Below are 20,484 nucleotides of genomic sequence, written 5' to 3' on the forward strand. Positions count from 1 at the left end.
CTACTGCCCCGCCTTGGCGGGCACCAGGTCGAACCGGTCCTCCTGGTACTGGAAGAGGAGGCAGTCCTCTCCCTTCTCGCATCCGCTCAGGTGCGCCTTGTCCGCAGGGAGGCGGTAGTAGGAGCCGGTCGGGTACTCGACGCGCTTCCCGTCGACGTCCGCGTAGAACGTGCCCTTCAGGACGACGGTCGGGAGGTCCTGGGTGTGGACATGCATCGGATTGTCCTTCCCGGCGGGGAAGGACACGAACGCCTCGTAGCTGCCGCTCCCCGCGAGATCGCCGCGCACGCTCGCGTACTTCACGCCGCCCGAACCCGGAAGTTCCTTCCACGTGCGGGAGGGCGAGGGGAAGGAGAGGAACTCGGACGAGCCCATCCTTGCCGTCGGGCTCGCCGACGCCGTGACTGCCTGGGAGGCTGCCGCAGCCGTGCCACCGCGCTCCCTCTTCTCCTGGCCGTCCTTGGCCTCGGCGTCGGCCGAGCAGGCTGCCAGCAGGGCGACCGAAGCCATGGCAGCCACAACCGCGGTGATGGTCCTTGCCTTGGCGCGCATTGATGTCTCCTCATACGTCGGGTTCTCAGGGCGCACGCCGAAGGAGCGGAAACTGAAGTCGTGGATCCCTTGTACGACTTCACTTCCTCGCTGCGGGGCGAGTCCCGGTACGGCTCCATCGTCAGTTCCGGGCCGTCGGGCCGCCATGACGAATCCCCTGCAGATCCGGACATGCGGCTGCACCTCGGCACCGTGGCGGCACTCGCGCCGAACTGCCCACGGCTACAGCGTCCTTGCAGTTCAGCCACGTCTCCGCGGCGTACGAGCGCTGTCCCCGGCAGCCCGAAATGACCGCGTCCTACCCGAGGGACGTGGACGGGCTCGAGAACGAGGCCAGGTCGCTCACGCGGACCAGACTGAGCTTGCTCGGTTCGATCTCGGAGCCGGACAGGACCACTTCAGTGCCCTCGACGCATCCCCGTGCGACCCAGTAACGGTTGCCGCTGTTGCGCCAGAGTTCGAACGTCATGGGTTCCCCGTCCGCGGTGATGGTGACGGGTTCGGTGGCCGGCACTCCGGCCGGGGATTCCTCATCGGGGTGGTAGTAGATCTCGAGAGCCCGCTCCAGGGCCTCCCCGGCCTCCGTGTTGCCGGAGGAGGCGCTGAAGACCGTGACGTGCTCGACCTCGGGGTCGAAGTACGGAGAGCCGAACCACAGGTACACATGGACGTCGCCGGTGGCGCGGTTGTAGCCGTGACCTGTGACCTGCCGTGATTCCGGCCAGTCGGCATCGACGGCGAAGACGCTGAAGCCTTCTGCCGAGCCAAGGATGCCTTGATCGTCCATGGGATCTCCCTCGTGCTCGTCCGTGATCAGGCATCCTGCCATTGCAAGAGAATCGGCGGGAAGCAGGGTCGGGATCCACGGTTCGGGCCTGGCCGGTGCCCGCCCGCACCGCCCCTCGCATCGAGGGGCTTCGCATGCCACCGCGACTGTCGAACGACACCACCCCGGCGGCTCACGACGAGACCCCTACGGCCAACAGGCTTGCTCCTTCCCCGCGTACGCGCGACGGCCGGCTTGCCCCTGCGCAACCGCTGCCGACTGAGCGAAGGCAGCAGCAGGCGACGGTGGCCGCCACCCCGCCCCGCTCCGGGCATGCGGTGCGTGCCGGGGGACCGGAGCGGGCGGCGGCGTGACCGGCGCCCGGTGCGTCGAACGGCCCTGGCCGTCGTGGCATGGGGCCTCGCGTGTCTGCTCCGGGGCAGCTCCGGCCCTCGCTGTTGCCACCGGAGCTCGATGTCGCTACCAGCGCTCGATGTGACTACGCGTCCCGCCTCCGCAGCAGCAGGCCGCCGACCAGCAGCGCGGCCGCGGCCCACGCGGCGAGCACACCCAGGCCGGCCCAGGGGCCGATGGGCAGCCCGGGCAGATCGGTGGTCGCCTGGATCGCGAGTCCGGCGGTCATCGGTGCGATCTGTTGAAGGTGACGCTGCCACTCCGGATCCTGGACCACTTGGGTGACGACCGGGAAGAGGTACAGCAGCCCGAGCGTGATCCCGATGGCGGTCGCCGCCTCCCGTACGGCCGTTGCCACGCCGAGGCCGATCAGAGCGATCAGGCCGAGGTAGAGAACCGAGCCCGTGGCCGCGCGCAGGGTCGGGCCGTCGGCCAGGGACAGCGGGGCGTAGCCGTGCGCCTCGGTGAACCCGTTGCCGGGCAGGATGAGGCGACCGGCGAGCAGGGAGACCAGGACGGCGATCGTCCCGCAGGCCAGGACGACCACGGTGAGGACGGTCGCCTTGGCCGTGAGGACGGTGAACCTGTTCGGCATCGCGGTGAGCGTCGTGCGGATCATCCCGGTGCCGTACTCACCGCTGACGGCCAGTACCGCGACGACGGCGATCACCGCCTGCCCGGCGGTGATGCCGGTCAGGGCGAGCCTGACGGCGTCCTGGCCGCACCCCAAGTCCGGGCACTTCACGGCCTTGGCGGTGCCGGAGCCGACGGCCACGGTCAGTGCGACGGCGAGCAGGAGCAGCCATCCCGTACCCCCTGCGGTGCGCAGTTTCGTCCACTCCGCGCGCAGGGCATGGCCGAAGTCCCCTCGGCCGCCGCCGGTCGCCTTGCCGCCGCCGACCACCTCGCTGACGAGTGGTGTGTCGCCGAGGAGACTCATACGTCCCTCCCGCGCAGCCGCACCACGGCCAGGCCGAACGCGAGCGCGGCGTAGCCGCACAGGACGGCGAAGCCGGTCCACGGCGTCAGCGGGTAGTAGCCGGTCGACGGCTCGTACACGCTGAGCACCTGGGCGTGGTACGGCAGGGTCTGCTGCACGGCGAAGCCCGCCGCCGGAGTCACCCGCAGCAGCCACTCCGAGACGTCCGAGGGCAGCACGCCCGAGGTGGCGAGCAGGAAAGGCAGCACGATCGACGCGATGACCAGAGCGACCGCCGGGGCGCTGCGCCGCAGCAGGGCACCGACGCCGAGGGCGAGTACGGCTGCGGCGGCGCAGAGGAGTCCTGTGCCGACCATGACGCGCAGTTCGGTCGCCGCCGGGACGGGGAAGACGTGGAAGCCTCTGCCGAGTGCGCTGCTCTTCCCTAGGGGGATGGTGATCGCGGCGGCGGCCAGGCCGATGGCGAACGCGACGCCGCCTGCCACCAGAGCCTTGGCACCGAGCACCCGGCCCCTTGTCGGGACGGCCGCCAAGGTCGTACGCAGCAGACCGTGCCGGTACTCGCCGGTGATGAACACCGTGCCCACGGCGATCACCACGATGAGTCCGGCGAACGTACCGACGAGGAAGTTCTCGACCGAGAAGCCGCCGCCCATCACGGGCCCGCCGACGACCGGCGCGATGTCGCCGGCCCCCGTCACGGTGAACCCGCCGCCGGTCCGGGTGAAGCCGCCCTTGATGGTGTTCGAGTAGCTGCCGGAAGTGCCGGCGTCGCCGCCCACCTGTGTGCCGCTCCACGTGCCCGGGGACCAACTACCCGTCAGCTCCGGGGCACCGAAGGTGCCGGTGGCCGCCGCGGGGCTGAAGCCCGCGCCCGCACCTGTCTCCTGCATCGCCTGAGGTGACGCGGCGAAGAATCCGGCCTGCACGGTCCGCGGCAGCCCGGGCAGCTTCACGCTGTCGACTTCGGTCCAGTGGGAGCCGTCGACGGAGACGTAACCGGTGAGGCTGTCTCCGGACCGGACCAGGCGCAGTCGGCGTGGGGAGTCCTCCGAGACCTTGCCGGAAGGACCTGCCGTGTCATGGGTGAAGTCGTACTGCATGCGCATGCCGTGACCGCCGGTGGCCACGACCGCCGCATACGAGGATCCTCGGGTGAGGCCCGCCTTCATGATGATCCCGGCCTTCGCCCAGGGCTGGGCCCCCTCGGCCGGCTCCCGTCCGATCCCGGTATCGGCCACCCCGGTCAGCGATCGCAGGTCGACGGTCAGGCTGCCGTCGCCGGTCAGCTTCTTGTGGACGAGGTAGAAGTTGTCGTTGACGGCCTCGCCGCCGGGACCCTGCGGGTACGAGGCGGTGCCGGTGCCGCGGCCGTTGGGGGCGGGCGCGGCCGTGCCGAGCAGCCCGACCACGATCGTCACCAGGAGCGCCGCCGCCATGGCGAGGACCCAGCCACGTACCGTACGGAACTTCGTCCACTCGGCACGCAACGCCGCGAGGAACCCGCCCCGCTCAACACGCCGCGTGGCTGGGGGGCGTGGGGTGAGGGTCGCCGTCATCGCGTGACCTCCCCCGCAGAGATGCCCCGGTACTCCACCGCGTCACGGGTGAGCTCCATGTACGCCTCCTCGAGCGTCGCCCGGTGCGCGGACACCTGCGAGAAGGGCACCCCGTTCCGGGCGAGGAGGGCCACGATCTCCTCGTCGGGCAGGCCCGTGACACCGAGGGTGTCGGGGCCGGTGGCGAGCACGGTGGCGCCTGCGTCGTGCAGGATCCGGGCGGCGCTCGGGGACGCGGAGGTACGCAGGACGACCCGGCCGCCGGACGCCTCGGCGAGCAGCTCGGACACGCTGGTGTCCGCGACGACCCGGCCCCGTCCGATCACCACGAGATGGTCTGCCGTGCCTTCGAGTTCACTCATCAGGTGACTGGAGACCAGGACGGCGCGGCCCTGCCGGGCGAGCGTCGCCAGGAATCCTCGCATCCACACGATCCCGTCGGGGTCCAGGCCGTTGAACGGCTCGTCCAGCATGACCACCGGCGGGTCGCCGAGCAGAGCCGCCGCGATCCCCAGGCGCTGGCGCATGCCCAAGGAGAAGCCGCCCGCCTTCCGCCGGGCCGCCGAGCCCAGGCCGGCCTGCTCGATGACCTCGTCCACCCGCCGCGCCGGCACCCCCTGCGAGTGGGCCAGCCACAGCAGGTGGTTGCGGGCGGTGCGGCTGGGCTGCAGCGCGGAGGCATCGAGCAGCGCCCCCACGCGCCGAAGCGGGCGCCGCAGACTCCGATACGGCACCCCGCCGACCAAGGCCGTTCCTTCCTCGGCCGCGTCCAGGCCCAGGATCACGCGCATCGTGGTCGACTTTCCCGCGCCGTTCGGGCCGACGAAGCCGGTCACCCGTCCCGGACGCACGGTGAAGGTCATCCCGTCCAGGGCCCGCCGCGACCCGAACCGTTTGCGCAGACCGGCGACTTCGATGGTCGCCTCCGTGTCGTGGCTGCCGCCGACGGCGGCCGTCTCTTCTCTCATGGGCCCCACCCTGTGACGGCATCGGTTACAGGGGCCGAACGGGCGCTGTCATCTCGTTGTTAGGTACCGCCGCTTAGCCTGTTCACCGGGCCTTGGCCGGGACGTCCCTGGTGCGGTCCGCGAGAAGGGAGCATGCGGATGAGGTGGGGACCACGCCGATGGTTCACGGGCCCAACCGCCCGCCTCGGCCTGCGTCGTGGCACCGCCCGCGCGCGCTTCACCGCCTGGTACGTGACTCTGTTCCTGCTCTCCGGGACAGTGCTGCTCGCCATCGCGGCCTTGGTGGCGTCCGGCGGGTCGCGCTCCACCCAGGTCGCGCCCGGCGGCGACACGGGACGGCCCACCACGGCGGCACAGGCCCAGGGCCGCATCGAGCAGCTGGAGCAGGAACTGGCCCAGGCGCACGACACCCAGTCCAAGGAGATCCTGATCGGGTCCGCCATCGCGTTCGGCGTCATGGCGGTGGTCTCGGTCGGTCTCGGCTGGTTCGTCGCCGGCCGGGTGCTGCGCCCGCTGCGCATGGTGACGGCGGCCACCCGCCGGATCACCGCCGACAGCCTGCACGAGCGCCTCGCGATCGGTGGCCCCCGCGACGAAGTGAAGGACCTCGCGGACACCATCGACGACCTGCTCGGCCGCCTGGAGGGCTCCTTCGACGCCCAGCGTCTCTTCGTCGCCAACGCCTCCCACGAACTGCGCACCCCACTCACCACAATGCGGGCCTCCCTGGACGTGGCCCTCGCCAAACCGGGCCCCGTACCCGACACCACAGCCAGGCTGGCCGCCCGCCTGCGTACCGAACTCGACCAGGTGGACCGGCTGTTGGAGAGCTTCCTCGTCCTGGCGCGCACCCAGCACGGTGAGTTCACCGACTCGGGACCGCTCGCCCTCGGCCAGGTCGCGAGGGCCGCCCTGTCCGCACGAGCCGGGGATATCGCGGCCAAGGGCCTCACGGTGCACGACGACGGGATCGACGACTCCGTGGGGGTGTGGGGCAGCCGGACGCTGCTGCGTCGCCTGGCCGACAACGTGATCGACAACGCGACAGCGCACAACGACCCAGGGGGCTGGATCGGCGTCGAGGTACGGGCCGACGGCGGCGAAGGGGACGACGGCGGCGAAAGGGACGACGGCTTCGCGGTGTCCCTCGTCGTCGAGTCCAGCGGCCCGGTCCTGGACCAGCGGCGGGTGGCGGACCTCGCGCGCCCCTTCCGCCGCCTCGGCGCCGACCGGACCGGCACCGGCCGGGGGAGCGGCCTCGGCCTCTCCATCGTCGCTGCCATCGCCGAGGCGCACGGAGGCGCCCTGGACCTCCATGCCCGCGCCGACGGTGGGCTGCGCGTCACCGTGACGCTCCCTCGCACCGATGACAGGACAGCGGACGCCCCAGGCACAGGAGCGAACGCCGCGCGGACAGGAGCGGACGCCGCGGGCACAGGAATGCACGCCTCCGGCACAGGAGCGGACGCCGCGAGCACAGGAATACACGCCTCCGGCACAGAAACGGACCCCGCGGGCACAGGAATGGCCGCCCCCGGCACAGGAATGGACGTGGCACGGTGAGAGTCCTGGTGGTCGAGGATGCCCGCTCCCTCGCCGAAGTGATCGCCGAGGGGCTGCGCGACCAGGGGATGGCCGTGGACCTGGCCCACGACGGGCTCGACGCCGCAGCCAAACTGGACGTCAACGCGTACGACGTCGTCGTGCTCGACCGCGACCTGCCGGGCATCCACGGAGACACCCTCTGCCGGATGATCAGCGAGCGGGACGACCGCGTCATGGTCCTGATGCTGACCGCTGCCGCCTCGGCCTGCGACCGCGTCAGCGGCCTGACCCTGGGCGCCGACGACTACCTCGCCAAGCCCTTCCATTTCCCCGAACTCGTCCTGCGCATTCGCGCTCTGGCCCGCCGCCGACCCTCCGCCCGGTCCCGCACTCTGCGCGCGGCGGGCATCGAACTCGACCCGCTGCACCGTACGGCCGGCCGCGACGGTCGCCAGCTCAACCTCTCCGTCAAGGAGTTCGCCGTACTCGAAGCCCTCCTGGACGCGAGCCCCGCCTTCCTCAGCGCGGAGGACCTCCTCGAACGGGTCTGGGACGAGCACGCCGACCCGTTCACCAACACCGTCACCGTGACCATCAGCCGCCTGCGCCGCAAACTCGGGGACCCCCTGGTCATCGCCACCACACCCGGCGTGGGCTACCGGATCATCGACCCGGCCGACCGAGCGGACGGCATGCCCGGTCCGCCGGCCACGGCGCCGTAGCACCACGTCATGGGGGCGGTCACACCGGCGTCGGCGGCGATGTGGATGCGTCATCCGAGCGACATGGGTGTGTCGGACCACGCGTCCACGCACTCCGTCCACGCACAGCCTGGAAACACCCGGGCGAAGGCCGTCGCGATCACAGAGGCTTCTCGTCCGACCAGTAGAGCCGCTGTGCGCTGATCCCCACGGCCAGACCCGTAGGCCGCCGTCCGGGTGCTTCCCGCCGTGGCTCACCGTCCCAGAGACGAGCCGGACTTAGCGTGCAGAGCACTCCTGCTCTCCGGAAAGGGAGCAGAAACGTGCTCAAGGGCTTCAAGAACTTCCTCATGCGCGGCGACGTCATCGTGATCGCCGTCGGTCTGGTCATCGCGCTGGCATTCTCCACTCTGATCAAGGCGTTCACCGATTTCGTGGTCAGCCCGATCGTCGCCCGGTTCCAGGGCGGTGGCTCCGCCGGACTGGGTTGGCAACTCGGAGAGGAGGGGAACGCCGCGACGTACCTCGACATCGGCGAGTTCATTTCGGCGCTGATCTACTTCCTGATCTTCGTGGCAGTCGTGTACTTCCTGATCGTTGTGCCGTACAAGCACTACCAGGCTCGCCGCGGTGTCACCGCCTTCGGTGAGCCGGGGCCGGTGAAGACGTGTCCGGCCTGTCTGGCCGATCCCCGAGGCAGCGACCAAGTGCCGGTACTGCACCAGCCAGCAGCCGCCCGCGGGCGCGCCTGCCTGACATGGCCCCCGTCCTAACGGCCTCCCATGAAGCGAAACAGCCCCGTGCAGCCTCGGGTCCCACAGCGCCATCGGCGACGTGGAGACCCGTGGATCACCGCATGAGGTAATTGGTCCATGAGCTACTCCATGTACGACGTCCTGGGGCGGGACGGTCGACGAGCCTGATCCGGACACGATGAGGCGAGTGCTCGACGGTCTGGCGCAGGCCGATGACGAGCACCCCGATGTATCGCTCACCCATGAGAGCGGGTGGTGCCTCAGCGCGTTCCGCGGCGGTCTTCTGGTCTGGGAGAACCCGGACGAGGACTCAGTGGCCCCTGGTGAGCTGCGCGATGTCGCCCGCGAGGAGACCTTCCGGCTCTTCGGGCTCCTGGCGGCGGGTGACATCGCATCGGTCGAGGCGCTCTCCTGGCAGAAGTGACCTGCGGTGGCGCGGTATCTACATGCGCACCGACAATCTCCGGCTGCGACCAGCCGTACATCGATGCCACCGCGTCGACGGTTGCAAGCGGGTTGTTACTCCATCGTCTCGGTCAGCGGCCCTGCACCGACTCCCCAAGCACCTCCGCACCGACCTGTCTCGCCAGCCACTCCGCCCGGGGGAGATCCCCGAACTTGGACAGATGCACGAACACCGTGTGCTCATCGGCGGGAAGCTCCCAGTCGATATCGTGGTTGTTGAACACGACTTGGACTGCCTCGTACTTCGCGTACGCCTCGAGATCGAGTTCTGGTACGTCCGGCCAGTTGCCGTCCCAGAAGATCGTGGCAGAGCCCTCACCCAAGGCCTGGACGAAGCGATCCTCCAGCTCGTCATCCACCGGAGCCTCGACGTCCACGCGGAACGGCAGCAGAGTTCCGAGCCCGTACGAATGCCTGGGCAACGTGTCAGCCCGGTACTCGTGAGTCCACTGGCACGAGTCGAATGGGATGCCCTGAGCGTTGTAGACAGCCTCCGGCAGTACCTCCAACATCCTCCACACGTCGTCGTCCGTTTGGAGCTCAGCGGTCAGTTCGACAACCGACTGCCGCCTCTCCATCAGCGAGCACAGACGCCGTGCCACCGCGAGCGCGTCCACTGCGCGGGCACTCCTGAAGAGGGGGTACGCCCTTGAGTCACCCTGATCGCCACAATGCCACACCCACCGACACCGGCCCCCAGTGCAGCAGCACCGGCGCCCCGGACGTGCTCCTGTGCGACGGGGTCGGGCCGGCCGTGACGCCGCAGGCATCCTCTGGCCGCACCTCGGCAAGGGCGACGGCATGCGCCTATCCGGGTCACGTCCGGACGTGCCCCGAGCGAGAGACGCTCGGTGGGGGTAGGTCGATGGGCGCAAGGTGACCTTGGGATCCGTGAGGAGATCAGCTATGTATGCAGTGATTCGGCGTTACGAAGGAGTGACTGACTCCACCGAGGCAGGACGCCGGGTGGACGAGGGATTCGTGCCTCTCCTCCGCCGAGTCCCCGGCTTCGTGGCGTACTACTGGGTGGACGCAGGGGATGGAGTCATGGTCTCCACCAGCGTCTTCGAAGACCGATCCGGGGCCGACGAATCGGTCGAGCGGGCGGCGGACTTCGTCAGGGACAACCTCGCGTCGCTGCTCCCCAACCGTCCTCAGGTCACGGCCGGCCCGGTTGTGGCCGCTGGGTAGCGATCTGCGAGCGGGCTGCTGGATCGCAACAACCTCCAGATCGAGGATGTCGGCATGAGGGTGGGGGCCTGTGCGACGACGGCGCTATTCGGGAGTGCGGACGGCTGAATCCGGCACCCGAGTACGCGGGACCGGGGCGTCAGGCTGAGCGTGCCCCTGAGGGGGATTCCGTAGGCAGTGGCCGTGCTGGCGGCCATGTCTCCTCCATCGCAAGGGGGAGGTTCCGCAGCGGATGCCACCGGTCGGCCACGCCGAATGCCCCCGCACGGGTGTAGCCGGTTGCCCGGTCCCGGCGGATGACCTCCGCTCCCGGGTGGTGGCCTCCACCCAGGCGGCGAAGGTCTCCGAGCTGCGGTCGGACCGATCGGATGGCTTGCCGTTCTCCACGTCCGCGAGCACCGCTCCGCACCTGTGCCCAACGACGGAAGGCGAAACTGTCCACCCCGAGCACCCGCGGAGCCCGGGCCGGGGTCGGGGTCGCCGGCGGGGGCGGGCAACGGCCAGGAAGCCTGCTCCTCGCACGCGCCCAGGTCCTCGACCCTGATCACATCGTCTCCCGGGACCTTCCCACCGGCCGCGCCCATCGTCTCGACATGCGCAGGAGGGCCTGCGAACGGCTCGCCGCATCAAGTGCTTTCCCGGCCTCGCATCGGCCCATTGTGAACGCCGCACTTCACGCGTATGTCACGGGATTCAATATGCGAGACGCAGCCTGAAGAGACATTGACGTGTCCGGTTTTCGCTGCAAGCCTCTTGGTCATGAGCACGTACGAGAACCTCGCCGCGCGGCTCCACGTCGACCTTCGACGTCAAGCCGGCGCCATCTGTTCCGTCGGTCGATAGGCGCGCCGAACGGCGCGCCTTCTCCTGCTCTCCTCCATGGATCGTCAGTTGCCTCCGTACCGCTGCGGCAACTGACCGGACTTCTCGCTGAATTCTCAGGCGAGCTCCCTCAGCTGACGTTCGGCGTCTGCCATGCCCTGCTCGAATCCTGGCGTGCCGTTTCTGACCGGACTTCCCCATGCCGGACAGCCCGCCCTTGATGTCAGTTCTCGCAAGGTACGCAGAAGAACTCCGTAGAAGCACACCCCAGCCGCTCCATCAAAGAATGTGAACAGGAATTCCATGACTACGACGGCGTCGACCCGACGACAGTTCCTCACTCTGCTCGGTCTCTCCGCGGTCGCGGTCGGCTGCGGCGCGACTGCAACCGGCGCCGGTGGCAAGGGCCAGACCCGGACACTGCGGTATCAGGGCTGGGCAGGACAGGTCACGTTGCCCGAGCTGGCCGAGAACCTCGGCTACCTGGAGGACCTGAAGCTGGAGTGGGTCGGCAACACGATCAGCGGGCCGCAGGACATCCAGTCCGCGGCCACCGGACAGACGGACTTCGGCGGTGCTTTCAACGGCGCCGTCGTCAAACTGGCCGCGAACAAGGCCCCCATCAAGGCTGTCATCAGCTATTACGGCTCCGACAAGCACGCCTACAACGGCTACTACGTCCTTGAGGACAGCCCCATTCGATCCGCCCGCGATCTGACCGGCAAGAAGGTCGGGATGAACACTCTCGGAGCACACGCGGAAGCGATGCTCGACATCTATCTCCAGCGAGACGGTCTTTCCCAGGCGGAGATCGACAAGGTCGAACCACTGGTGGTGCCTCCGGTGAACACCGAGCAGTCGCTGCGCCAGAAACAGATCGACGTGGCCGTACTCGGCGGCATTCTGCGCGACAAGGCCCTCGAGACCGGTGGAATCCGACCGCTCTTCACGGACTTCGACCTGCTCGGCGCCTTCAGCGCCGGCACCTTCGTGATGACGGACCGCTTCCTCAAGCAGAATCCCGACACTGCCCGGATCTTCGTCACCGCGGTGGGACGGGCCATCGAGTGGTCGCGCAGCACTCCGCGTGCGAAGGTCATCGCCCGGATGACGGAGATCGTGAAGAAGCGCGGACGCAACGAGGACACCACACCCCTGAAGTACTGGCGGTCCTACGGCGTCGCCGAGACGGCAGGCCGGATCACCGGCAAGGAACTCCAGCTCTGGATCGACTGGTTGGCCGAGCGCGGTGACATCCGGAAGGGCCAGGTCACGTTGGGCGACCTCTACACCAATGAGTTCAACACCGCTGGCGGGGCCGGCACAGCGCCCGCCTCACCATCCTCCTCCGCCTCGACGAGCGGGAGCTGATCCCATGCCGGCATCCACCACACCCAAGATCGTGTTCGAGGGCGTGCGCAAGGTCTTCAAGGTCAAGGACACGAAAGCGAAGGGGGGTTCGGGGGCACGAAAGCCCAGAGAGTTCACCGCCGTCGACGGCATCGACCTGGAGATAGCGGCGGGCGAGTTCGTCGTCCTGGTCGGCCCCAGCGGCTGCGGCAAGTCGACACTGCTGGATCTCCTCGGCGGCCTTGCACGGCCCAGCGACGGACAGATCCTGCTGGACGGAGAACCCGTCACCGGTCCCGGCCTGAACCGCGGCATCGTCTTCCAGCAGTACGCCCTGCTGCCGTGGCGCACAGCGCAGGGAAATGTCGAGTTCGGCCTGGAGGCCACCGGCGTTTCACGCCGCGAACGGGCCGCACGGGCACGGGAGTTCCTGGACCTGGTCGGCCTGACCGGGTTCGAGAGTCGGCATCCGCATGAGCTGTCGGGCGGGATGAGGCAGCGGGTGGCGATCGCCCGCAGCCTCGCCTACGACCCGGACGTGCTGCTCATGGACGAGCCGTTCGCCGCTCTGGACGCCCAGACCCGTGAGTCGTTGCAGGACGAACTGCTCCGCATCTGGCAGCGCACCGGAAAGACAGTCGTCTTCATCACGCACAGCATCGACGAAGCCGTCTACCTGGGACAGCGCGTCGCCGTCATGACGTCCAGGCCTGGCCGCATCAAACAGATCGTGCCGGTCGCCCTCGACTCCCGCACCAGCACGGACGACATCCGCTCCAGCCCCGAGTTCGCACACCACCGGCACGAGATCTGGGCGCTGCTCCACGACGAAGTGGCCAGAGCTCAGCAGTTGGAGAAGGAGGAGGCTTCCGTATGAGCCTCACGACCGGCACGTCCACCGAAGAGACTCACCCCCGGCCGGCGGCGGGACCGGCGGGCCTCGCCGAAGCCACCCACCCCCCGTCCCTCTCCTCGGCGGTGGCAGCTTCGGCACCCTCACCGCAGCCGCGCCGAGCCCGCGATCAGAAGGTTCGTGTCCACGGGGCGGCCCACCGACTGCTGTCCCTCCTGGCCGCCGGGGCCACCAAGTCCGCGGCGATCGTGGCTCTGCTGTTGCTGTGGGAGACCGCGCCACGGCTCGGACTCGTCGACCGGACCTTCCTGCCGCCGTTCAGTGAGGTCGTCTCCGCCTGGTGGGCGCTGGCGGCCGACGGTCAGCTCGCCGACAACACCTATGCCAGCCTGGTGCGTTCGTTCAGCGGATTCGGCCTGGCCCTGGCCGTCGCCGTACCTCTCGGTCTGCTGATCGGCTGGTATCGGCCTGTCGCCGCTCTGCTCGGGCCGCTGCTGGAGGTGTTCCGCAACACCGCGGCGCTGGCCCTGCTCCCGGTCTTCGTCCTGCTGCTGGGCATCGGGGAGACGTCGAAGATCTCCATCGTGGTGTACGCGTGCACCTGGCCGATCCTGCTCAACACGATCAGCGCGGTACGGCATGTCGACCCCACGCTGCTGAAGTTGGCGAAGTCGATGGACCTGTCCACGCCCCGGCTGTTCCAGAAGGTGATCCTGCCGTCCGCCGTGCCGGTGATGTTCACCGGCATCCGGCTGGCCGGAGCGGTGTCGATCCTGGTGCTGGTCGCCGCCGAGATGATCGGTGCGAAGGCGGGGCTCGGCTATCTGATCAACGCCTCGCAGTTCAACTTCGCGATCCCGCAGATGTACGCGGGCATCATCACGATCTCCGCCATCGGCGTGACCTTCAACCAGCTCCTGGTGGCCGTGGAGCGTCGGCTCAGCTCCTGGCGCGTATCCGCCGACGACTGATCCCGCCGTCGTAGCCTGCCGCGCCGCGCTCATGTCACCGGCCGCGACGCCGCCACCGCTCATCTCGCCGCCCCCGATCGTCTCCCCGCCCCGCCCCGCATCCGAGGAAGCCCATGACCGTGACCAGCCCACGCCGACTGCATCTCAATGCCTTCCTGATGAACGCCGGCCATCATGACGCCGCCTGGCGCCACCCCCGTACCCAGCCCGAGCGGGTCACCGATGTGCGCTACTTCCAGCAGCTCGCCCAGACCGCCGAGCGCGGTCTGCTCGACTCGGTCTTCCTCGCCGACGGTCTCGCCCTGTGGGGGAACGCCCGGTACAACGCGCTCGGCGGCTTCGAACCGCTCACCCTGCTGTCCGCGCTGGCGGCGGTCACCGAGCACGTCGGACTGATCGCCACCGTCTCCACCACCTTCAACGAGCCCTTCCACACCGCCCGCAAGTTCGCCTCTCTGGACCACATCAGCGGCGGTCGGGCCGGCTGGAACATCGTCACCTCCGGCACCGTGAACGAGGCCCGCAACTTCGGCCAGGACGAGCACCTGGAGCACCGGCTGCGCTACGAGCGGGCTCGGGAGTTCGTCGAGGTCGCCACGAAACTGTGGGACAGCTGGGAGGACGACGCGATCCTGCTCGACCGCGAGCGCGGTGTCTACGCCGACACCGACCGGGTGCGGGCGATCGATCACCGCGGCGAGCACTTCGGGGTGCAGGGTCCGCTGAACGTTCCGCGCAGCCCGCAGGGCCACCCGCTGCTGGTCCAGGCCGGTTCGTCGGAGGACGGCAAGGAGTTCGCCGCCCAGTACGCCGAGGCCGTGTTCACCGCCCAGCAGACCCTGGCCGACGGCCAGGCCTTCTACAAGGACCTCAAGTCCCGGCTCGCGCACCACGGCCGGACCGAGGACCAGCTGCTCGTACTTCCCGGTATCGCCCCCGTCATCGGCTCGACCGAGGCCGAGGCACGGGAGCTGGAGCGGGAACTCACGGAGCTGCAGGTCCCCGAGTACGGTCTCGCCCAGCTGTCCGGGATGCTCGGCACCGACCTGACGGGGCTGCCGCTGGACGGGCCACTGCCCGAGCTGCCCGAGGAGCGGGACATCAACGGCAACAAGAGCCGCTTCACGCTTGTCGCCGAGCTGGGCAGCCGCGACGGCCTCACCCTGCGCGAGCTCATCGCCCGCCTCGGTGCCGGCCGCGGGCACCGTGTGTTCGCCGGCACGCCCGAGCAGATAGCCGACCAGATCCAGGAGTGGTTCACGCACGGCGCCGCCGACGGCTTCAACATCATGCCGCCCCATCTGCCGGGCGGCCTGGAGGACTTCGTCGACCACGTCGTGCCGATCCTGCAGCGCCGCGGTCTGTTTCGCACCGAGTACACCGGCCGCACCCTGCGCGAACACTACGGCCTGCCGCGCCCCGCCAACCGACTGGCCGCGCCGGCCGCGGCAGAGGGACGGCCCGCATGACCGGGCTCGAACTCTCCACGGACGTCCTGGTGGTCGGCGGCGGGCCCGCGGCGACGTGGGCAGCGCTCAAGGCGACCCAGGCCGGGGCGGACGTGGTCCTCGTCGACAAGGGTTACTGCGGCACGAGCGGTGCCACCGCATCGAGTGGTACCGGAGTCTGGTACGTGCCGCCGGAGCCCGCCGCGCGCGAGGCGGCCATGGCGAGCCGGGAGGCACTGGGCGGGTTTCTCGCCGACCGGCGCTGGATGGCGCGGGTGCTGGACCAGACGTACGCGGGCATGAACGAGCTGGCGGCGACAGGACGTTACCCCTTCCCGGCAGGTCCGGACGGAAAGCAGCTCAGGAACGGTTTGCAGGGGCCGGAGTACATGCGCAGGATGCGGATCCGCGTTCAGCGGGCCGGGGCACGCATCCTCGACCACAGCCCGGTCACCGAGCTGCTCACCGATGCCTCCGGGGCCGTCGCCGGAGCCAGTGGTCACCAGCGCCAGGCGGGGCGGTCGTACCGGGTGCGCGCGGGAGCGGTCGTACTGGCCACCGGCGGTTGCGCGTTCCTCAGCGGCGCGTTGGGCTGCAACGTCAACACCGGCGACGGTGCGCTGTTCGCCGCCGAAGCGGGCGCGGAACTGTCGGGCATGGAGTTCTCCAACGCCTATGGCATCGCGCCCGAGGGCACCTCCGTCACCAAGACCGCGTTCTACTCCTTCGCGACCTTCTACCGCGAGGACGACACGGTCCTGGAAGGCGCGGCCAGCCAGGGCGGCCGGCCCGTGATCGCGAGGACGCTGCTCAGCGAGAAGGTGTACTGCCGTCTGGACCGGGCGGACTCGGCCGCCCGGCAGGCGATGCGGCTGGCGCAGCCGAACTTCTTCCTCACCTTCGACCGGCTCGGCATCGACCCCTTCACACAGCGCTTCGCCGTCACACTGCTCGCCGAGGGCACCGTGCGCGGCACCGGCGGCATCCGCATCGCCGGCGACGACTGCTCCACCACCGTTCCAGGGCTGTACGCGGCCGGGGACGCCGCCACCCGTGAGCTGATCTGTGGTGGCTTCACCGGCGGTGGCAGCCACAACGCCGCGTGGGCCATCTCCTCCGGCACGTGGGCAGGTCAAGGCGCGGCCCGCCACGCCCTCTCGCTCGGCGTCCGCGCCGATACGAGGCGCCTCGCGGCCGCGGGTGGAGCCGGGCTCCGGCCTGCCGGCACCCCCGGCCCCGGCGACGGATTCCGCGACGTCATCACCGCGGTCCAGGCCGAAGTGCTGCCGTACGAGAAGAACTATCTGCGCCACGGCGAGCAGCTCACCGCTTCACTGCGGGTGCTCGACAGCGTCTGGCAGGGGCTGCGCACCACCCTGCACGCCGAGGGCGGGGACGTGGTGCGGGCCCGGCAGGCGGCGGCGATGGCGGCGCACGCCCGCTGGATGTACGCCGCGGCGCTCGCCCGCAACGAGACCCGCGGCATGGCCAAACGGCTCGACTTCCCGGCGCAGGATCCCCGGCAGCACCACCGCATCGTCACAGGAGGCCTCGACCGGGTGTGGACCCGGCCCGAGCCCCTGACAACCGCACCGGACGTACCACTGGAGGTGGCTTCGTGATCGAACTGGTCTCGGCGGAACGCTGTATCACCTGCGACAAGTGCATCAAGGTCTGCCCCACCGACGTCTTCGACAGGGGTGCGGACGGCATTCCGGTGCTCGCCCGCCGCGACGACTGCCAGACCTGCTTCCAGTGCGAGGCGAACTGCCCGGCCGACGCGCTGTACGTCGCGCCCCAGACCCGCCCGCTGCCCGACGACCACCCCACCGTCCGCGACGAGGAGCACCTGGCCCGCACCGGGCTGCTCGGCAGCTATCGCCGGCACATCGGCTGGGGCCGCGGCCGCACACCCGGCGCGCTGCGAGCCGTCGGCCCCTCCCTCGGCCCACCAGGGACCAAGGGCGCCTCACTTCCCATCACCTCCTGATCATCTCCCGAAGGGACCCCGCACATGACCACCAGTACCGGCTTCGACATCCGCAGGATCGGCGGCCGAATCGGCGCCGAGATCCTCGGCGTGGACCTCGGCGGCGAACTCGACCCCGCCGTCGTCACCGAGATCAACTCCGCGCTCCTGGCACACAAGGCGCTCGTCTTCCGGGACCAGCAGCTCGACGACGAGGGCCAGCTCCGCTTCGCCTCCCTGTTCGGCGACCTCACCACAGCGCACCCCACAGTGCCGTCCGTCGACGGCCGGCCTCAGATCCTGCCCGTCGACGGCGACGAGGGCATCCGCGCCAACCACTGGCACACGGACGTCACCTTCGTCCGCACCCCGCCGAAGGCGTCCACGCTGCGCAGCATCGTGGTCCCGCCCTACGGCGGCAACACCCTCATCGCCGACGCGGGCGCCGCCTACCGGGATCTGCCGGAACCGCTGCGCGAGCTCGCCGACAAGCTGTGGGCTGTGCACACCAACGCCTACGACTACGCCGCACCGAAGAGCGAGAAAGCGGCAGAGCACCGTAGGCGGTTCGTCTCCCGGAAGTACCGCACCGCCCACCCGGTCGTCCGGGTCCATCCCGAGTCCGGGGAGCGCGGGCTGTTCATCGGAGGCTTCGCCCAGAGCATCATCGGCCTCGGCCCCTCCGACTCCCGCGACCTGCTGCGCATCTTCCAGTCGTACGTCACCCGGCCCGAGAACATCGTGCGCGTGGCGTGGCAGCCGGGCGACCTCGTCCTGTTCGACAACCGCATCACCCAGCACTACGCCCCCGACGACTACGGCGACCTGCCCCGACTGCTGCACCGGGTGACCGTCGCGGGGGATGTCCCGGCCGGTGTCGACGGCATCCTCAGCTACGTCATCGAGGGCGACGACGCCACCCACTACACCCCGGCGGCGGGCTGAACTCCCCTTCGGCCGCCGGGCAGGGACCCCTGCCCGGCGGGCCGAAGGGGCCCACCCGTGGCGGACACCGCCGATGCCGTACGAGGACGGCGTCGATGAAGCCGGCCCGCTCCCTTCTGCCCACCCGCGTTGTCAGCGACGGGTGGTATCTGTTTTCCATGAATGTCGATCAGGCCGATCCGGCGGAGCTGGCCCTGCTCCGCAGCGTGCTCCGGAGCGAGGTTCCCCCTCTCGGCTGGGACGCGGTACGAGCCTTCGAGTCCCAGCACGGCATCGTTCTGCCGGAGCCGTACCGCACGTGCGTGGCGGAGATATCCGACGGTTGCGAGCAGGGACCGCCGGACTACGGACTCCTGCCGCTGGCGGAACTGCCCCAGGACTGGGGCGACGCCCGCGACGAACGGCGGCTCGCCATGCCTTTCCCTCTCACGAAGGAATGGATGTGGGAGGACGACGTGGACCCGGACGAAGACGTGCCTGATTCCGTCTTCGATCACGGCTCGATCGTGCTCGGCACCGACGGGTGTGGCATGTACTGGCACCTGATCGTCACCGGCCCGCAGCGCGGGCACATCTGGTGGATCAGTGGCGAGGGGGCCTACCCCTTCTCAGTGAGCGGATCCGGCTTCGGTGCCTGGGTGAGGCATTGGACCAGTGGCGATCCCTGGTACCCCCGGGGCTGACCGTCGTAGGAGCGGTGTCCCGGGCCCTTGGCCCAGTCCGCCGCGCGAACGAGGGGGGTTTCGCCTGCCGCACCGTCTCCTCAACGAGTCGCTGATCGAAGAGACGCCCTCTATGCCTCTGCCGGAGCCTTCGGCTTCTTCTCGTCCGGGGTTTCGGCAGGTGCGGGCTTGGAGTACATCACGGCGCCCTGCTGGGTTCCCTTCTCGACGATGCCCTTCCTGGTCAGGCTCTCCAGGTTGTTGCGGACGACCTGGATGGACGTCGTGCGCTCGGGATGCATCTCCACGAGTTCGGTGCGGATCTCGCTCACCAGGCGGGGCTCACCGGCGTGCTGGGTCAGGATGGTTTCGATGAGTTCGCGCAGGGGAGGCCCGGCGGTCTTCTTCGCGGCGGATGCCTGGGTGGTTGCTGTGACCTGCTTCGGTGTGGCCTTCTTCGTGACGGCCTTCTTGGCGGCGGGCTTCTTCGGCGCGGTCTTCTTGGCGGTCTTGCTGGTGGTCTTCGCCTGCCTGGGCTGCGGAACGGCGACGTCCGGCTCAGCGGGCGACGGGTTGGTGAGGTGCGGCTCCATCGGTGCGGGTTCGGGTGTCGCCTCGGTTGCCGCGGGCTGCGCAACCATGGTCGGCGGCACTGTTCCCAGCATTTCGGTCAGCCACTTCTCGTCCGTCTTGAGCCCGTCCAACCGTGCCTGGAGCTCCGTGAGTTGCCGAGCGATGTCTTCCTGCTCGGAACGGTTCTTCTCGATGTCCCTGGCGAACCGCTCTGCGTACGCGTTCTGAATGTTCTCGGCCATGGCAGCTGATTCTCCTTCGCGTGGTGTGTTGCTGCCGGATGCTACTCACTGCGGGCGTCATATGGGTGGGTTCTGTCCGGGGCCACACTTTCGAGACATGCTCACGGACGCAATCCCCGGCACCCGGAGGGGGTGCGGCATCATCCTGCAGGGTTTGAATCAGGCCATGTCCTGCGTCAGGAGCGCATCCACCGGCCGTCCGTGCAGATTGACGGCATAGGCTCGTTGTTGATGTCGATGGGGGAGGGGACGACATGACCATCGTGGAGGTCCACTGGCGCGAGGACGCCGCATGCAGGACCGCCGATTCGGAGGAGTTGTTCGCCAAGGCCGCCCAGCAGAAGCGCGCCAAGGTGGTGTGCGCGGGCTGCCCGGTACGTACGGAGTGCCTGGCCGAAGCCCTCGACAACCGGATCGAGTTCGGGGTGTGGGGCGGCATGACCGAGCGCGAGCGTCGCGCCCTGCTGCGCCGCAGACCGGATGTCGTCTCCTGGCGCAGTGTGCTGGAATCCGCCCGTGACAGCGCGATGCCCAAGGCGAGCTGAACGGCGACGGGGCGCCGGCAAGGGGCTCTACGTTCCCAGATCGCCTGCATTTCCTCCATGGTTTCGTGGCACGGCACTCGGCGTTGTTCGGCCCACGAAATCCCTTAGCCCGAGGACATGTTGGCGTTCTACGGTGGAGGTCGCCGGGTGGAGCAGGTCGGTAGCTCGCTGGGCTCATAACCCAGAGGTCGCGGGTTCGAATCCCGCCTCGGCCACGCAGGTGTCGGGCCCGTCGCACATGGTGCGGC

The 20,484-nt window shown here is 69.4% G+C and carries 21 protein-coding genes, 1 tRNA gene and 1 pseudogene; 16 read left to right on the plus strand and 7 right to left on the minus strand.

What is annotated here, in order from left to right; translation table 11 throughout:
- From ACZ561_RS04345 to ACZ561_RS04365, 5 genes are all read right to left on the minus strand, one after another.
- Positions 1-552 (minus strand): cupin domain-containing protein, encoded by a 552-nt coding sequence (locus ACZ561_RS04345; RefSeq protein ID WP_470989511.1) that lies wholly within the window; start codon positions 550-552, stop codon positions 1-3.
- A 298-nt stretch (positions 553-850) separates the two neighbouring features.
- Positions 851-1,339, minus strand: coding sequence for a hypothetical protein (locus tag ACZ561_RS04350; RefSeq protein ID WP_470989514.1), 489 nt, complete (start codon positions 1,337-1,339; stop codon positions 851-853).
- A 478-nt stretch (positions 1,340-1,817) separates the two neighbouring features.
- The gene (locus tag ACZ561_RS04355) at positions 1,818-2,672 is read right to left on the minus strand and encodes an ABC-2 transporter permease (protein WP_470989517.1); all 855 of its coding nucleotides are present in this window, start codon (positions 2,670-2,672) and stop codon (positions 1,818-1,820) included.
- Positions 2,669-4,231: a DUF1349 domain-containing protein gene (locus ACZ561_RS04360; RefSeq protein ID WP_470989520.1), complete on the minus strand. Its 1,563-nt coding sequence runs from the start codon at positions 4,229-4,231 to the stop codon at positions 2,669-2,671. The genes ACZ561_RS04355 and ACZ561_RS04360 overlap by 4 nt, the downstream gene beginning before the upstream one ends.
- Positions 4,228-5,199 carry an ABC transporter ATP-binding protein gene (locus ACZ561_RS04365; protein ID WP_470989522.1) on the minus strand — a complete coding sequence of 324 codons (972 nt, stop codon included), beginning with the start codon at positions 5,197-5,199 and terminating at the stop codon, positions 4,228-4,230. The genes ACZ561_RS04360 and ACZ561_RS04365 overlap by 4 nt, the downstream gene beginning before the upstream one ends.
- 138 nt (positions 5,200-5,337) lie before the next feature.
- On the opposite strand from ACZ561_RS04365, the gene ACZ561_RS04370 reads away from it, so the two are divergent.
- The 4 genes and pseudogenes from ACZ561_RS04370 (at position 5,338) to ACZ561_RS04385 (ending at position 8,624) form a co-directional block, all read left to right on the plus strand.
- Positions 5,338-6,762, plus strand: coding sequence for a HAMP domain-containing sensor histidine kinase (locus ACZ561_RS04370; RefSeq protein ID WP_470989524.1), 1,425 nt, complete (start codon positions 5,338-5,340; stop codon positions 6,760-6,762).
- Positions 6,759-7,466, plus strand: coding sequence for a response regulator transcription factor (locus ACZ561_RS04375; protein ID WP_470989527.1), 708 nt, complete (start codon positions 6,759-6,761; stop codon positions 7,464-7,466). The genes ACZ561_RS04370 and ACZ561_RS04375 overlap by 4 nt, the downstream gene beginning before the upstream one ends.
- A 302-nt stretch (positions 7,467-7,768) precedes the next feature.
- Positions 7,769-8,201, plus strand: a pseudogene (locus ACZ561_RS04380) (large conductance mechanosensitive channel protein MscL).
- Between the two features lie 186 nt (positions 8,202-8,387).
- Entirely contained in the window at positions 8,388-8,624 is a 237-nt protein-coding gene (locus ACZ561_RS04385) for a hypothetical protein (protein ID WP_470989530.1), read from the plus strand.
- A gap of 112 nt (positions 8,625-8,736) precedes the next feature.
- Here ACZ561_RS04385 and ACZ561_RS04390 read toward each other — a convergent pair whose 3' ends face one another.
- The gene (locus ACZ561_RS04390) at positions 8,737-9,282 is read right to left on the minus strand and encodes a hypothetical protein (protein ID WP_470989532.1); all 546 of its coding nucleotides are present in this window, start codon (positions 9,280-9,282) and stop codon (positions 8,737-8,739) included.
- A gap of 319 nt (positions 9,283-9,601) precedes the next feature.
- Between ACZ561_RS04390 and ACZ561_RS04395 the strand changes: the two genes are divergently transcribed.
- The 10 genes from ACZ561_RS04395 (at position 9,602) to ACZ561_RS04440 (ending at position 18,897) form a co-directional block, all read left to right on the plus strand.
- The gene (locus ACZ561_RS04395) at positions 9,602-9,856 is read left to right on the plus strand and encodes a hypothetical protein (protein ID WP_470989535.1); all 255 of its coding nucleotides are present in this window, start codon (positions 9,602-9,604) and stop codon (positions 9,854-9,856) included.
- 759 nt (positions 9,857-10,615) lie between these two features.
- Positions 10,616-10,699 (plus strand): putative leader peptide, encoded by an 84-nt coding sequence (locus ACZ561_RS04400; protein ID WP_376430351.1) that lies wholly within the window; start codon positions 10,616-10,618, stop codon positions 10,697-10,699.
- Between the two features lie 282 nt (positions 10,700-10,981).
- A complete protein-coding gene (locus ACZ561_RS04405) occupies positions 10,982-12,049 on the plus strand; it encodes an ABC transporter substrate-binding protein (protein WP_470989537.1) in 1,068 nt (355 codons plus the stop codon).
- A 4-nt stretch (positions 12,050-12,053) separates the two neighbouring features.
- On the plus strand, positions 12,054-12,905 hold the full coding sequence (locus ACZ561_RS04410; protein WP_470989540.1) for an ABC transporter ATP-binding protein: 852 nt from the start codon (positions 12,054-12,056) through the stop codon (positions 12,903-12,905).
- A complete protein-coding gene (locus tag ACZ561_RS04415; protein WP_470989542.1) occupies positions 12,902-13,852 on the plus strand; it encodes an ABC transporter permease in 951 nt (316 codons plus the stop codon). Before ACZ561_RS04410 ends, ACZ561_RS04415 begins: the two co-directional genes overlap by 4 nt.
- Before the next feature lie 113 nt (positions 13,853-13,965).
- Positions 13,966-15,321, plus strand: a complete 1,356-nt coding sequence (locus tag ACZ561_RS04420) for an LLM class flavin-dependent oxidoreductase (protein WP_470989545.1) — start codon at positions 13,966-13,968, stop codon at positions 15,319-15,321.
- Positions 15,318-16,922, plus strand: coding sequence for an FAD-binding protein (locus ACZ561_RS04425; protein WP_470989548.1), 1,605 nt, complete (start codon positions 15,318-15,320; stop codon positions 16,920-16,922). Before ACZ561_RS04420 ends, ACZ561_RS04425 begins: the two co-directional genes overlap by 4 nt.
- Entirely contained in the window at positions 16,919-17,290 is a 372-nt protein-coding gene (locus tag ACZ561_RS04430; RefSeq protein ID WP_470989551.1) for a 4Fe-4S dicluster domain-containing protein, read from the plus strand. The genes ACZ561_RS04425 and ACZ561_RS04430 overlap by 4 nt, the downstream gene beginning before the upstream one ends.
- Before the next feature lie 24 nt (positions 17,291-17,314).
- Positions 17,315-18,214, plus strand: coding sequence for a TauD/TfdA dioxygenase family protein (locus ACZ561_RS04435; protein WP_470989553.1), 900 nt, complete (start codon positions 17,315-17,317; stop codon positions 18,212-18,214).
- A 158-nt stretch (positions 18,215-18,372) separates the two neighbouring features.
- Positions 18,373-18,897: an SMI1/KNR4 family protein gene (locus ACZ561_RS04440; protein ID WP_470989556.1), complete on the plus strand. Its 525-nt coding sequence runs from the start codon at positions 18,373-18,375 to the stop codon at positions 18,895-18,897.
- A 110-nt stretch (positions 18,898-19,007) separates the two neighbouring features.
- Here the strand turns inward: ACZ561_RS04440 and ACZ561_RS04445 are convergent, their stop codons facing one another.
- On the minus strand, positions 19,008-19,691 hold the full coding sequence (locus tag ACZ561_RS04445; protein WP_470989558.1) for a hypothetical protein: 684 nt from the start codon (positions 19,689-19,691) through the stop codon (positions 19,008-19,010).
- 254 nt (positions 19,692-19,945) lie between these two features.
- Here ACZ561_RS04445 and ACZ561_RS04450 point away from each other — a divergent pair, with 254 nt between their 5' ends.
- Together ACZ561_RS04450 and ACZ561_RS04455 are read left to right on the plus strand one after the other, a co-directional pair.
- Positions 19,946-20,236, plus strand: coding sequence for a WhiB family transcriptional regulator (locus ACZ561_RS04450; RefSeq protein ID WP_470989561.1), 291 nt, complete (start codon positions 19,946-19,948; stop codon positions 20,234-20,236).
- Between the two features lie 141 nt (positions 20,237-20,377).
- Positions 20,378-20,451 (plus strand) — tRNA-Met (locus ACZ561_RS04455).
- The last annotated feature ends 33 nt before the right edge of the window (positions 20,452-20,484 follow it).

This window comes from Streptomyces sp. NPDC039609 (genome assembly GCF_055596705.1).

Bases quoted from the DNA above. Each gene is read 5' to 3' on its own strand.
- ACZ561_RS04400 (WP_376430351.1), top strand. From the start codon at position 10,616: ATGAGCACGTACGAGAACCTCGCCGCGCGGCTCCACGTCGACCTTCGA.
- ACZ561_RS04420 (WP_470989545.1), top strand. From the start codon at position 13,966: ATGACCGTGACCAGCCCACGCCGACTGCATCTCAATGCCTTCCTGATG.
- ACZ561_RS04405 (WP_470989537.1), top strand. From the start codon at position 10,982: ATGACTACGACGGCGTCGACCCGACGACAGTTCCTCACTCTGCTCGGT.
- ACZ561_RS04370 (WP_470989524.1), top strand. From the start codon at position 5,338: ATGAGGTGGGGACCACGCCGATGGTTCACGGGCCCAACCGCCCGCCTC.
- ACZ561_RS04365 (WP_470989522.1), bottom strand. From the start codon at position 5,199: ATGAGAGAAGAGACGGCCGCCGTCGGCGGCAGCCACGACACGGAGGCG.
- ACZ561_RS04355 (WP_470989517.1), bottom strand. From the start codon at position 2,672: ATGAGTCTCCTCGGCGACACACCACTCGTCAGCGAGGTGGTCGGCGGC.
- ACZ561_RS04350 (WP_470989514.1), bottom strand. From the start codon at position 1,339: ATGGACGATCAAGGCATCCTTGGCTCGGCAGAAGGCTTCAGCGTCTTC.
- ACZ561_RS04410 (WP_470989540.1), top strand. From the start codon at position 12,054: ATGCCGGCATCCACCACACCCAAGATCGTGTTCGAGGGCGTGCGCAAG.
- ACZ561_RS04440 (WP_470989556.1), top strand. From the start codon at position 18,373: ATGAATGTCGATCAGGCCGATCCGGCGGAGCTGGCCCTGCTCCGCAGC.
- ACZ561_RS04345 (WP_470989511.1), bottom strand. From the start codon at position 552: ATGCGCGCCAAGGCAAGGACCATCACCGCGGTTGTGGCTGCCATGGCT.
- ACZ561_RS04425 (WP_470989548.1), top strand. From the start codon at position 15,318: ATGACCGGGCTCGAACTCTCCACGGACGTCCTGGTGGTCGGCGGCGGG.
- ACZ561_RS04415 (WP_470989542.1), top strand. From the start codon at position 12,902: ATGAGCCTCACGACCGGCACGTCCACCGAAGAGACTCACCCCCGGCCG.
- ACZ561_RS04435 (WP_470989553.1), top strand. From the start codon at position 17,315: ATGACCACCAGTACCGGCTTCGACATCCGCAGGATCGGCGGCCGAATC.
- ACZ561_RS04445 (WP_470989558.1), bottom strand. From the start codon at position 19,691: ATGGCCGAGAACATTCAGAACGCGTACGCAGAGCGGTTCGCCAGGGAC.
- ACZ561_RS04360 (WP_470989520.1), bottom strand. From the start codon at position 4,231: ATGACGGCGACCCTCACCCCACGCCCCCCAGCCACGCGGCGTGTTGAG.
- ACZ561_RS04450 (WP_470989561.1), top strand. From the start codon at position 19,946: ATGACCATCGTGGAGGTCCACTGGCGCGAGGACGCCGCATGCAGGACC.